12 protein-coding genes are annotated in these 12,621 nt (G+C 49.2%); 11 read left to right on the plus strand and 1 reads right to left on the minus strand.

Going from position 1 to position 12,621, the window contains the following annotated elements; translation table 11 throughout:
• Positions 1-33: 33 nt before the first annotated feature.
• The 4 genes from icd to WDY75_RS08605 all read left to right on the plus strand — a co-directional run bounded on the left by icd (position 34) and on the right by WDY75_RS08605 (position 3,925).
• Positions 34-1,326 (plus strand): NADP-dependent isocitrate dehydrogenase, encoded by a 1,293-nt coding sequence (gene icd, locus WDY75_RS08590; protein WP_006212035.1) that lies wholly within the window; start codon positions 34-36, stop codon positions 1,324-1,326.
• Between the two features lie 14 nt (positions 1,327-1,340).
• Positions 1,341-2,282: a malate dehydrogenase gene (gene mdh / locus WDY75_RS08595; protein ID WP_006212034.1), complete on the plus strand. Its 942-nt coding sequence runs from the start codon at positions 1,341-1,343 to the stop codon at positions 2,280-2,282.
• Between the two features lie 151 nt (positions 2,283-2,433).
• On the plus strand, positions 2,434-2,859 hold the full coding sequence (locus WDY75_RS08600; RefSeq protein ID WP_063480362.1) for a hypothetical protein: 426 nt from the start codon (positions 2,434-2,436) through the stop codon (positions 2,857-2,859).
• 199 nt (positions 2,860-3,058) lie between these two features.
• On the plus strand, positions 3,059-3,925 hold the full coding sequence (locus WDY75_RS08605) for an SDR family oxidoreductase (RefSeq protein ID WP_006212031.1): 867 nt from the start codon (positions 3,059-3,061) through the stop codon (positions 3,923-3,925).
• Between the two features lie 115 nt (positions 3,926-4,040).
• Here WDY75_RS08605 and WDY75_RS08610 read toward each other — a convergent pair whose 3' ends face one another.
• Complete coding sequence (locus WDY75_RS08610) at positions 4,041-4,412, minus strand: hypothetical protein (protein WP_063480361.1); 372 nt, start codon at positions 4,410-4,412, stop codon at positions 4,041-4,043.
• 269 nt (positions 4,413-4,681) lie between these two features.
• Here WDY75_RS08610 and WDY75_RS08615 point away from each other — a divergent pair, with 269 nt between their 5' ends.
• The 7 genes from WDY75_RS08615 (at position 4,682) to pstA (ending at position 12,605) form a co-directional block, all read left to right on the plus strand.
• Complete coding sequence (locus tag WDY75_RS08615; RefSeq protein WP_063480360.1) at positions 4,682-5,653, plus strand: bile acid:sodium symporter family protein; 972 nt, start codon at positions 4,682-4,684, stop codon at positions 5,651-5,653.
• Positions 5,654-5,678: 25 nt separating this feature from the next.
• A complete protein-coding gene (gene pnpS / locus WDY75_RS08620) occupies positions 5,679-7,493 on the plus strand; it encodes a two-component system histidine kinase PnpS (RefSeq protein ID WP_063480359.1) in 1,815 nt (604 codons plus the stop codon).
• 70 nt (positions 7,494-7,563) lie between these two features.
• On the plus strand, positions 7,564-8,295 hold the full coding sequence (locus WDY75_RS08625; RefSeq protein WP_040680925.1) for a response regulator transcription factor: 732 nt from the start codon (positions 7,564-7,566) through the stop codon (positions 8,293-8,295).
• A gap of 120 nt (positions 8,296-8,415) precedes the next feature.
• The gene (locus WDY75_RS08630) at positions 8,416-9,588 is read left to right on the plus strand and encodes a methyl-accepting chemotaxis protein (RefSeq protein WP_063480358.1); all 1,173 of its coding nucleotides are present in this window, start codon (positions 8,416-8,418) and stop codon (positions 9,586-9,588) included.
• Between the two features lie 150 nt (positions 9,589-9,738).
• Complete coding sequence (locus WDY75_RS08635) at positions 9,739-10,737, plus strand: PstS family phosphate ABC transporter substrate-binding protein (RefSeq protein ID WP_006212025.1); 999 nt, start codon at positions 9,739-9,741, stop codon at positions 10,735-10,737.
• 98 nt (positions 10,738-10,835) lie between these two features.
• Positions 10,836-11,729, plus strand: coding sequence for a phosphate ABC transporter permease subunit PstC (gene pstC / locus WDY75_RS08640; RefSeq protein ID WP_228029941.1), 894 nt, complete (start codon positions 10,836-10,838; stop codon positions 11,727-11,729).
• Entirely contained in the window at positions 11,730-12,605 is an 876-nt protein-coding gene (pstA, locus tag WDY75_RS08645; RefSeq protein ID WP_006212023.1) for a phosphate ABC transporter permease PstA, read from the plus strand. It abuts the gene before it with no gap.
• Positions 12,606-12,621 lie beyond the last annotated feature (16 nt).

Genomic DNA, 12,621 nt, shown 5'->3' on the forward strand with positions numbered 1-12,621 from the left:
TAAGAACCATATTCGAAGGAGGAACTCATACTTATGAAATTGGAAAAATTCGCACTACCGACTGAAGGCGACAAAATCACGATTGATAACGGCAGCTTGCAGGTACCTAACAACCCGGTCATCCCTTTTATTGAAGGTGACGGGACGGGCCGTGACATCTGGAAAGCTTCCAAGCGCGTGCTTGATGCAGCTGTAGAGAAAGCATATAGCGGTTCCAAGAAAATTGCCTGGTATGAAGTGTTTGCCGGTGAGAAGGCTTACAATACATACGGTGAATGGCTCCCGAATGATACGCTTGAAGCGATTCGCGAGTACATCGTTGCAATTAAAGGACCTCTTACGACGCCAATCGGTGGCGGTATCCGTTCCCTGAACGTTGCTCTTCGCCAAGAGCTGGATCTGTACACTTGCTTGCGTCCTGTTCGTTACTTTACAGGCGTGCCATCCCCGGTAAAACGTCCAGAGCTGGTTGACATGGTTATTTTCCGTGAGAATACAGAGGATATCTATGCAGGTATTGAATATAAAGAAGGTTCCGAAGAAGTGAAGAAAGTGATCAAGTTCCTTCAAGACGAGATGGGAGCGAACAAAATCCGTTTCCCGGAAACGTCCGGTATCGGCATCAAGCCTGTATCCGCTGAAGGTTCCAAGCGTCTTGTTCGTGCAGCTGTGGAATATGCAGTTAAGCATGGACGTAAGTCCGTTACGCTGGTTCACAAAGGCAACATCATGAAATTTACGGAAGGTGCCTTCAAAAACTGGGGTTATGAAGTGGCTGAAGCTGAATTTGGCGATAAAGTATTCACTTGGGCTCAATACGACATCATCAAGGATCAAGAAGGCGTCGATGCGGCTAACGCTGCTCAGAAGGCAGCTGAAGATGCTGGCAAAATCATCGTAAAAGATGCGATTGCTGATATCGCGTTGCAGCAGGTTCTGACACGTCCAACCGACTTTGATGTGATCGCAACGCTGAACCTGAACGGTGACTATCTCTCCGACGCACTGGCTGCACAAGTTGGCGGTATCGGTATCGCTCCAGGTGCTAACATTAACTATGTAACAGGACATGCGATTTTCGAAGCGACTCATGGTACTGCTCCGAAATATGCTGACAAAGACGTGGTGAACCCTGGCTCCGTTATCCTGTCCGGCGTTATGCTGCTTGAACATTTGGGATGGCAGGAAGCGGCTGACCTGATCTACAAAGGTATGGAAACATCCATCAACAACAAAACCGTGACTTATGACTTCGCTCGCCTCATGGAAGGCGCTACAGAAGTAAAATGCTCCGAGTTCGCAGACGAAATCATTAAAAACCTGTAAGGAGGAGAGACATCGTGGCAATTACTCGTAAAAAGATTACGGTAGTAGGTGCTGGCTTTACTGGTGCGACGACCGCGCTGATGCTTGCTCAAAAGGAACTGGGTGATGTGGTTCTGCTCGATATTCCACAGCTCGAGAACCCAACCAAAGGTAAAGCTCTGGACATGCTGGAAGCAAGCCCGGTTCAAGGATTTGACAGCAACATTGTCGGTACATCCAACTATGAGGATGCAGCAAATTCCGATATCGTTATCATTACAGCTGGTGTAGCTCGTAAGCCGGGCATGAGCCGCGACGATCTCGTTAACACGAATGCAGGAATTGTGAAATCGGTATGTGAGAACGTGAAGACTCACGCTCCGAACTCGACGGTCATCATCTTGAGTAATCCGGTGGATGCCATGACGTATGTGGCATATAACACACTTGGATTTCCCAAGAACCGCGTTATCGGTCAGTCCGGCGTATTGGATACAGCCCGCTACTGCACATTCATCGCACAGGAGCTGAACGTATCCGTTGAGGATGTGCGCGGATTTGTTCTTGGCGGTCATGGCGATGACATGGTCCCTCTCGTTCGCTATTCCAGTGTCGGCGGTATTCCGATCGACACATTGATTCCCGCCGAGCGGATTGAAGCGATTGTACAGCGCACTCGCGTTGGCGGCGGCGAGATCGTTAACCTGCTGGGTAACGGCAGTGCGTACTATGCCCCGGCGGCATCTCTTGTGCAGATGACGGAAGCGATTCTGAAGGACAAGAAGCGGATTATTCCGGTTATTGCTCTCTTGGAAGGCGAGTACGGCTATGACAACCTGTTCATGGGTGTGCCTGCCATCCTCGGGGGAGACGGCATCGAGAAGATATTTGAGCTCGAGCTGACTGCTGAAGAGAAAGCTGCACTGGATAAATCCGCGGAATCTGTACGCAATGTGACGGCGGTTGTGACTCTGTAACTGAATCACGCTTCACAGAATCGTCTAAAAATGCAGTCCCGTCCCGTTTCCAGGGGCGGGATTGCTTTTCTTTGGATGATCTGTCCAGTATAATAAGGACGATGACGTGTATGTAACAATAATCACACTAATGACTTTGGAGGAATTATTTATGTGGAACGTGACATTTTTTCTGCATATGGTCGGTACGGCGGCGCTAGGATTTTACTTGATCCTGCCGTTTGTTGTTGGCGGTATTCAGAAGCTGTCTCTCGGTGCTCAAGAAGGAGCCATTAATACGATTCGGGTAACGAATCGATTTGCTCAGTATGGTTTGGTCATTCAGCTGTTGACTGGCGGATACTTGATGTCTCAAGGGGACTATTCACCTGCCTGGATGATTATTGTAACGATCCTGCTTCTGGCTATGTTTGCGGTAGGGGGCATTATGAGCAAACCGCTGAAGAATGCGCTTGCAGGAATCCGCGAGAAGCGTGAAGTGAAGGAAGAAACAAGCAAGCTGGGTACGCTTAGCGCTCTTCTGGCCTTGCTGCTTTTGGTTATGATTTTCTTCATGGTGTTCAACCATATCATCTAAGAACAGCTACATACGAGAAGAAAACCGCCCGGTGAATCGGGCGGTTTTTTTGTTGAAAGAAAACACTGTACAACGTTTGATCCTGATCAATATGGGTAAAAAACAATAGCGAGAGGCTTTTTAGGAGTATAAAGAGCCGTGTCGTACACATCCTAAGAATGGTTGTTTGAGATACTGACCTGAAAGGAGAAATGTTCATATGCCACAAGATCAACCAAAGCAAACATTGCCGCCCCAGCATCAGGATCACAGGCCAGGAACGGAATCGGAGATGCACCCGAAACCGGAATTCGAGAGTAATGAATACAAAGCTGCCGGTAAATTGCAAGGCAAGGTAGCCTTGATCACCGGTGGTGACAGCGGCATTGGCCGTGCGGTAGCCGTGCATTATGCCAAGGAAGGTGCGGACGTATCCATTGTGTACCTGAGCGAGCACAAGGATGCCGAAGAAACGAAGCGTCAGGTGGAGCAGGAAGGACGTAAATGCTTGCTGATCTCCGGTGATGTTGGCGATGATGCTTTTTGCCGCGATGCCGTGACCGAAACGGTAGAGAAGCTTGGGAAACTCGATATTCTCGTAAATAATGCAGCGGAACAGCATCCTCAGAAGAAAATTGAGGACATTTCGAAAGAACAATTAGAGCGGACCTTCCGAACAAACATATTCGGGATGTTCTATCTGACACAGGCGGCCATGCCGCATCTGTCCAAGGGAAGCTCGATTATTAATACGACCTCCATCACGGCTTACCGGGGAAGCCCGCAGCTGCTGGATTATGCATCCACCAAGGGAGCCATTGTAGCCTTTACGCGCTCGTTGTCGATGAACATCGTTGAGCAAGGGATTCGGGTAAACGCTGTAGCCCCAGGACCGATCTGGACGCCGCTGATCCCTTCAACTTTCCCAGAGGACCAGGTGAGTGAATTCGGCGCAACCCAGCCGATGAAGCGCCCGGGTCAACCGGAAGAACTGGCTCCGGCTTATGTATATCTGGCATCAACAGACTCCTCCTATGTGAGCGGTCAAGTGATTCACGTCAATGGCGGTGAAGTGATTAACGGATAAGTCACTTGTATCTGTTACGAGAGACTTCGAGCATACATTTATAGAATAAAACAGCGAACATCCAGGACTTCAGCCTGGATGTTCGCTGTTTTCATGTGATTGATGATTCGGATAATCAGACGCTTCTGAAACCGCTCGGAAGAACGCCGGTATCCCGGATCTCTCTGATTTCGTCCAGGGTCAAGAAGCGGTTCGAGCTGATAATGGATTCCGGTTCCTCCCCGCCAATGATATCACCAAGATCCGCGATATTGGTGCTGCCGCGGAACACTCTGAATACGCCTTTGAAATTACGTCTTGAGAACAGAACCAGGGTGGCTCTGGATCTTGTCGAGAAGAATCGCAGGCTTTCAATGTCACCAAAGGTTCCTTCGAGATTGCGGATTCCTAAGTTTCCACGTCCGACAAACCGGCGTCCTGCGTAGAACTCTTCTCTATAAAGCGCGAGTCTGGGATAAACTACCTGGGAGATTGAGACTTTCTTCATCGTAATCTCCTCCTTTCCTTAACCAATATATGCGAGATTCATAGATTGGTATGGTTGATACAACGGGAGAGATCGACACATTTTTATCGGAGCATGGATGATATGGAATCTGGCACTCCGGATAGCGATCTGGTACTTGCTGGCTAAAGGGCCTGCTTACGTAGTCACAATGAATTCGCATGATCTTATTTCGAATTTTCGTTGCGGATCAGAACACTCCGGTTTATGATGAAAGTCAAATACGTCAATTCAGTCATAGGAGGAAACAGGTGAGAAGTTTTGGATTGGCTTTTGCAGCTTGGTTTGAAAAGTACACCTTTCTGCTGATTCCCGGCTCGCTGGTGCTTGGCTGGCTGCTCTCGGATTATTTGCTGGATTTTGTACACTGGATCCCCTATCTGTTTGGTTATATTACATTGATCATGGCTCTTGGCTGCGGCATCCGACATTTGCAAGGTGTTCTAAAAAAGCCCTTTGCCGTCATACTGACACTGCTGCTCGCCCATGCGGCGGCTCCGGTGCTTGCTTACGGACTGGGTTCTGCCGTATTCGGAGCACAGTCCGACTATACGATAGGTCTGCTGTTATTCGCCATCATTCCACTGGGGATATCCTCGGTGATGTGGGTGGGAAGCTCCGGCGGGAGCGTTCCGTTCATATTAGCTGTTGTAGTGCTGGATACTATACTGAGTCCGCTGGTTGTGCCAGCATTGATGGACATGTTTATCGGGGATGCTCTGGTTACATGGAACTCTTCTGAACTGATTCTGGATTTGTTGACCATGGTGGTACTGCCGACACTGATCGGAGTGATGCTGTACGAAGTATCCAAAGGGCGGATGAAGGACTGGTCGGCTCCGGTGACACAGCCGATATCCAAGCTGTTTTTCATGCTGGTGGTTATGCTCAATGCGGCAGCTATCGCTCCCCATGCAGCTGGCATGAAGGATGAGATGCTGGTGGTTATACCGGTTGTCCTTACGCTGATTGTGATATGTTATCTGCTTGGGTATTTTGGCTCGTATGCGATGCTTGGACCGACCCAGGAAATGCAAATCACATTTACATATGCTTCAGGAATGCGTAATATATCTCTCGGGATGGTGCTTGCGACATCTTATTTCTCACCGCAGGCTTCGATCCCGGTTGTACTGGGCATTATGTTTCAACAGCCGGCCGCAACGGTTATTCATGCGCTGTTTCATAGAAGGCGGACGCGGGCGGTAGTATATCCAAAATGATTATGCAGCAGAAAGAGGAGAGACCATGAGGCAGTATCGCAACCGCTTGACCCTGATTATGCTTACTTTAATTGGACTATCCATGCTTGCAGCGGGCCTGGCTATGGTGACCGTGTTCAAACAGTCGCATATTCAGCTGCTCGAGGACAATATGGTTCGGGAAATCAGGCTTCTGCAGACCATGATGGAGTTTCCGGCTACGGACGATCCGGATGCCTTATCGTATTATACCGAACGATCGAAACAACTGGAGGAGCTGTCCGACGCTCGAGTCACTTTTATATTGAAGGATGGGACGGTTATCGGGGATTCGGAGAGCGATCCGCTAACCATGGATAATCATGCCTATCGTGAGGAAATGCTTCAAGCGGTGAAGGAAGGCCGCGGCAGCACCATCCGCCGGAGCAATACCCTTCAGCAGGACATGCTGTACGTTGCACTTCCTGTTCAGGCAGGGGAGAACTTTGACGGGTTCGTCCGATTGTCTGTCAGCCTGAAGGAAGTTGATCAGGGAGTCAGACAAGGCTGGACGGTTATGGGGATCGGCCTGCTGGTGTTGTTTCTGATTGCTGCCTTGGTGAGTTACCGTGTTGCCAAGGGTTTAACCTCACCACTGGAAAAAATAACGCGCGTAGCCAGACGGATATCGCGCCTTGAGTATGATGCGAGGGTGAAGATTCACCGTCAGGATGAGATTGGCCAATTGGCACAAGCCATTAACGCCATGGCTGACAGCCTGCAAACCCAGCTGCGCACCATAAGGGATAATGAGGATTTGCTGCAAAGCGTTCTGAACAATATGACGGGCGGCATCGTTATGGTGAACAGGGCAGGTCAGATCATTCTCGTCAACCGGGCTGCCGAGAAAATGCTGGGTATTGATGCCGAAGTGATTACCGGCAAATCATACCGTGAGCTCAAGCAGCATTATGAGTTGACGAAATTGATGGAGGAAGGACTTGAGAGTAAGGAAGATTTTCATGAGGAGCGCAATCTTTATTATCCGGTCGAAGCCATTATCCGGTTGGATGGGGTGACGATGAGGCAGGAGGAGGAAGAGGACTCCTATCGCGGAATGCTGTTCCTGCTGCAGGATGTAAGTGATATCCGCAGGCTTGAACGCATGCGGAGCGAATTCGTAGCCAACGTGTCCCATGAGCTGAAGACCCCGCTTGCCGCGGTCAAAGGGTTTGCTGAAACACTGCTCGGGGGTGGAGTTACAGATGAGAAGACCTCGCGATCCTTCCTCCAGATTATATACGACGAGTCCGAACGGCTGAACCGGCTGATCGGCGACATCCTGGAGCTGTCCAAAATCGAATCCAAGCGAATCCAGATGGATTACTCGCCGATTCACCTGTCGGTGTTCTTTGATACGATATCGGAAATGATGCGTACAGTGGCTGAGAAGAAGCGGATCACCCTGGAGCTGGACATTCCGGAAGAGTTGTTTATGGAGGGGGATGAGGATAAACTTCGTCAGATTTTCATGAATCTGCTCTCCAATGCAATTAATTATACGCAGGAAGGCGGACGAGTAAAATTAACCGCGCGTGAACAGCATAATAACGGCAGTGCCGATGATATGGTGGAGTTCGTGGTGACGGATTCCGGGATCGGGATTCCCAAAAAAGATCTTCCTCGCATATTTGAACGATTCTACCGGGTGGATAAAGCACGCTCACGCGGATCAGGCGGAACCGGGCTTGGACTATCCATTGTTAAGCATCTTGTGGATCTTCATCACGGCACCATCAAGGTGGAGAGCGAGCTCGGCACCGGAAGTTCCTTCATCATTGATCTTCCGGTATTGCAGGAAACGGACGAAACAGGAAGTTAACACTCCGTTAACATTCTGTTGATATACTTGCATAAGCAGTCCAATTATCTAGATAAGGGCGGGGGTAACATTGAGTCAACGCATGCTTGTTATCGAAGATGAGCCGACACTTTCTCGGCTGTTGTCTTACAATCTCACGCAGGAAGGATTTCAAGTCGAGGTAGAGGAGCACGGCACTGCAGGCTATGAGAAAGCAGCCAATCATGAGTATGATCTGATCCTGCTGGATGTCATGCTGCCTGGAATGAATGGCTTTCAGATTTTAGAGAAGCTGCGCGGCAGCGGAATCACTACGCCGATCATTATTCTGACTGCGAAGAACGCCGAAGAGGAAGTTGTTCAAGGTCTGAAGATGGGAGCGGATGACTATATCACGAAGCCATTTGGGGTATCCGAGCTGCTGGCGCGTGTGTCCGCGGTCATGCGCAGGGTTTCGGGCCATGTGGAAGAGGTAAAGACGCCTGACCAGCAGGGTAATGTCATTTCACTGGGACAGCTGGAAATCTACCCTGAGAAATATGAGGTGCGGCTGGGCGGTCAGAGCATCAATCTCCGACCGAAAGAATTTGAAGTACTGCTCTATCTGGCCAAAAAACCGGGCGTTGTGTTAACAAGAGATGATCTCATGAACGTGGTCTGGGGTTTTGATTATATCGGCGGACAGCGAACCGTGGACGTTCACGTAAGTTCACTTCGCAAGAAGCTTGAGCTTGATCCTGAATCCGTGCACATAGACTCCATACGCGGAGTTGGCTATAAACTGGTTGTTAATCCGAAAAAAGGCTCCCATCATTCGATTTGAAATGATGAGGAGTCTTTTTTAGGTTTTTTGTTTACATTGCCTTAATATTTTGAGTAAATTCTCCTAATACTAGTCCAGTAAGATGCGTCTAAAGGACCAGATTAAAAGGGGTGAGGGCGCATGACACTGCTTCAAACCAAACCGGCACAATCAGCAGTAGTAGAAGTACAAGCGGAAGCGGCATTCGAGAGCCGATTAACAACGGAGCCTGAAGCAGGTGCATCATATCGGCAGTACATAAGAAAGGTCCCTATTATCCGGGAGAGTGAATCTTGCCTGGACGTGCTGAATATGTTCGCGAAAGATCCGTCCATCCCTTGTGTTATTTACTGCAATGAGGAGGACAGGCCGTCAGGTCTGATCATGCGAGATGTTTTTTACCAGCGCATGATGGGCAGGTTCTCCGTAGATTTGTATTATACGAGGCCAGCCTTTCGGTTTGCTGACCATCACCCGATGAAGATCGACATGTCGGAGAGGGTAGGATCCCTGCTTCAAATGGCTTTGGAGCGTCCGGATTCAAAATTCTACGACTGTGTCCTGTTAACGGATGGGGATCGGCTTGCAGGGGTGCTGACTGTCCGGGACCTCATGCGTCTGTCCAGCGGTCTTCAAGCCGAGGCCGAAGAGAAGCGGGAATTGATTTTGCAGGAAAGTTACCGCCATACGCATAATATACAATCCTCGTTAACCGAGGTCAGAGAGGCAGCAGCGAAAACAAGTTCCGAATGCAAACAGATGAGGGAATGGTCCCATACCGGGAAAGAGAAGCTGGAACTTGTCAGAACCTCATACCTTGGGCTTGTCGATGATATGACCAAGCGTGAAGGACAAGCTTCTGAGCTCGTCCAGAATGCAAGCCGCATATCCTCTATCACAGGAATGATTACGGAGCTTGCGAATCAAAGCAGCCTGCTCGCCATGAATGCCTCGATCGAAGCTGCACATGCAGGGGAGCACGGACGGGGATTTCAAGTGGTTGCGGTAGAGGTGCAGTCGCTTGCCAAGCAGACACGAAAGCTCTCAGGCGATATATCCGAGCTGCTGCAGCACATCGAGCGGCTCGCAGCGGATACAGCCGAAGGTGCCGTATCTTCGCTGAGAGAAATCCAATCATGCGAGAGTCATGTGAGTGAAGGCAGTCAGATGTTCCATGAAATGGAGACGACCGTTCATGAGATAGAGATATCCGGCAATCGGGTTTATCAACTGGCAGAGGAAACGGTCCAGCGCGTGGAGCGGGTCAAATTAGAGCTTGCAGGAATGAGCAACAGCGATGTTTCAACAACGTAAGTGTCGAAATCTATGTCTATGATTCTAGTTTTTTTTGAGATTTTACACAGAGTTTACATTTCTCAGAAACTGTTATTACATTACAGGATTATTATCAATATTGTGAGTAGGAAAGTAGAGACAACAACCATTTTGAAGGAGTGGATTCGTTTGTTTAGAAAATGGGGTCGTAAACCAGCAGGTATTCTGGTATTGGTGTTAATGCTGAGCACGCTTCTGGCAGCATGTGGCGGAGGTACTTCCGGCAGTGCTACAGGGGAAAATACAGACAATGGTTCAGCACAGCAAAACGAAGAGAACACAACAGCTTTGACAGGTACAATTGAAATTGACGGCTCAAGCACACTGCATCCTTTGACCGAAGCGATTGCTGAAGAGTTCGGTGCAGCAAACCCGGATGTTCGTATTCCGATTGGAACAGGCGGAACAGGTGCTGGCTTTAAACGCTTTAACAGCAGTGAAATCGCAGTGGCCAATGCTTCCCGTCCAATTAAAGATACCGAAGCAGAAGAAGCAAAAGCCAACGGCATTGAGTATCACGAAGTTCTGGTAGCCTATGACGGATTGTCCGTTGTTGTTAACCCTAGCAATGAATTTGTAGATAAACTCACCGTGGATGAGCTCAAAAAAATCTATGAACCAAACAGCACCGTGAAAACATGGGCTGACGTTCGCGAGGGATGGCCCGCAGAAGAAATTAAAATCTACTCGCCAGGTACGGATCACGGAACATTCGATTACTTCACCGAAGCGATTAATGGTGAAGCACAGTCAAGCAGAAATGATAAGCAAATTACGTTCAGTGCCGATACAAACGCAGTTGTTCAAGGCGTTGCCGGTGACAAGAACTCCATTGGATACTTTGGATTCTCCTTCTATGAAGAGAACCAAGACAAGTTGAAACTGGTTCCGATTGATAACGGAACAGCTACCGTAGCTCCAAGCATCGAAACGATCAAGGATAACAGTTACGCTCCATTGTCCCGTCCGCTGCTGCTCTATGTGAATGACAAAGAGCTTGAGCGTCCAGAAGTGAATGCGTTCATGAACTTCTACCTTGAAAATGCCGCTAGTCTTGCTGGCGAAGTTGGATTCGTACCACTTCAAGATGACCAGTATCAAGAAGAAATAGACAAGTTGGCAAAATAATTAAAGACTAGATGCCCGGAGGGTTCCCTCCGGGCGACCCATAGAAAGGGAAGAGGAGAATGAACAAAACTTCACCCGTGGCGGGAAGCACTAAAAGCATGACATTCCGTCGAAGCAAAACACGCATCTCAGATAAAATCATTCCAGTTCTGCTCGGCTTGTGTGCCATGCTTTCGGTGCTTACCACCATCGGTATTGTATATACGCTTCTACAGGAATCCGTGATCTTCTTTAAGGAAGTGCCGGTATGGTCCTTCTTGACAGGAACGACATGGAGTCCAATTCTCCCTCCAAAAGAATTCGGCGTGCTGCCCTTGCTGGGCGGCACATTGCTGATTACAGGCATTGCGGTCTTATTCGCAGTGCCTATCGGCTTGGCATGCGCTATTTATCTCAATGAATACGCTCCTGCCCGGGTTCGGGGGGTTGTAAAGCCAGTACTTGAAGTATTGGCCGGTGTACCGACGATTGTATATGGATACTTTGCGCTCGAAACGGTAACGCCATTCCTTCAGAAGATTTTTCCCAACATGGGTATATTCAACGCCCTTAGTGCCGGTATTGTGGTCGGGATCATGATCCTGCCGATGATATCGTCACTAAGTGAGGATGCCATGCGAGCTGTACCGAAGAGTTTGCGTCATGGCGCTTATGCGCTGGGAGCTACCCGGTTTGAGGTTGCGCTGAAAATTGTGCTGCCTGCCGCTCTATCGGGCGTAGTGTCATCCTTTGTATTGGCGTTCTCGCGCGCGATTGGCGAGACAATGATCGTAACGGTGGCTGCCGGTGCAACTCCGCAGTTGACACTGAATCCGCTGGAAAGCATTCAGACGATGACTTCTTATATTGTTCAAGTAAGTATGGGTGACGTTCCGCGCGGAACGATCGAATACGGTACGATTTTTGCAGTAGGTCTGACTTTGTTTGTCATCACCTTCTTGCTTAATATACTGGCGCAGTGGGTCGCTCGCCGTTTCAGGGAGGAATACTAGATGGAACAATTAAATCTGGGGGATAGCAAAGGTATCAACCGGAGACGTCGAAGTGACCAGACGCTGCATATTATTTTTCTGGCTTGTACCAGCATTGGTATTCTGGCCTTGATGGCTTTGATTGTTACGATTGTGATGGATGGCGTTCACAGGCTCTCACCGGAGCTGTTCACCAACTTTCCGTCACGAATTGCGGATAAAGCTGGCTTGAAATCGCCGATTGTCGGCACGATTTACCTGCTGCTGCTCATGGCGCCGCTGTCCTTTATACTGGGTGTGGGTGCGGCAATCTTTCTTGAAGAGTATGCGGGACGCAGCCGCTGGGTTCGGCTGATTCAGTTGAATATCAGTACGCTTGCAGGGGTTCCTTCTATTATATACGGTATCCTGGGTCTTGCGATTTTTGTGCGTGGGATGAACCTTGGCCGCAGTCTGCTCTCAGGGGTATTAACGATGACCTTGCTCGTGCTTCCGATTATTATCGTTGCGGCTCAGGAGGCGCTTCGTGCCGTACCTAAGAATCGGCGGGACGCTTCGTATGCCCTTGGGGCAACGAAATGGCAAACGGTATCCAGCGCCGTGCTGCCTTCAGCGATTCCAGGAATTATGACCGGGGTTATCCTGGCCTTGTCTCGCGCGATCGGCGAAACCGCGCCGCTGATTATGATTGGTGCTTTAACGTACGTGGCCTTCTTGCCGGAGAATCTGCTTGATTCGTTTACTGTCATGCCGATCCAGATCTTTAACTGGGTATCAAGACCAAGTGAGGCTTTCCACGAGCTGGCAGCTTCGGGTATCATTCTGCTCCTCATCATGCTGTTCATTATGAACATTGCAGCCGTGTGGATCCGGAATAAGTATTCGAAGAACATCTAAGAGAGGCTATAAGCAG

It is taken from the genome of Paenibacillus glucanolyticus (assembly GCF_037333485.1).
Classification (GTDB): Bacteria; Bacillota; Bacilli; order Paenibacillales; family Paenibacillaceae; genus Paenibacillus_AQ; species Paenibacillus_AQ glucanolyticus.

Bases quoted from the DNA above. Each gene is read 5' to 3' on its own strand.
- WDY75_RS08630 (WP_063480358.1), top strand. From the start codon at position 8,416: ATGACACTGCTTCAAACCAAACCGGCACAATCAGCAGTAGTAGAAGTA.
- WDY75_RS08605 (WP_006212031.1), top strand. From the start codon at position 3,059: ATGCCACAAGATCAACCAAAGCAAACATTGCCGCCCCAGCATCAGGAT.
- pnpS (WP_063480359.1), top strand. From the start codon at position 5,679: ATGAGGCAGTATCGCAACCGCTTGACCCTGATTATGCTTACTTTAATT.
- WDY75_RS08600 (WP_063480362.1), top strand. From the start codon at position 2,434: ATGTGGAACGTGACATTTTTTCTGCATATGGTCGGTACGGCGGCGCTA.
- WDY75_RS08610 (WP_063480361.1), bottom strand. From the start codon at position 4,412: ATGAAGAAAGTCTCAATCTCCCAGGTAGTTTATCCCAGACTCGCGCTT.
- pstA (WP_006212023.1), top strand. From the start codon at position 11,730: ATGGAACAATTAAATCTGGGGGATAGCAAAGGTATCAACCGGAGACGT.
- icd (WP_006212035.1), top strand. From the start codon at position 34: ATGAAATTGGAAAAATTCGCACTACCGACTGAAGGCGACAAAATCACG.
- pstC (WP_228029941.1), top strand. From the start codon at position 10,836: ATGACATTCCGTCGAAGCAAAACACGCATCTCAGATAAAATCATTCCA.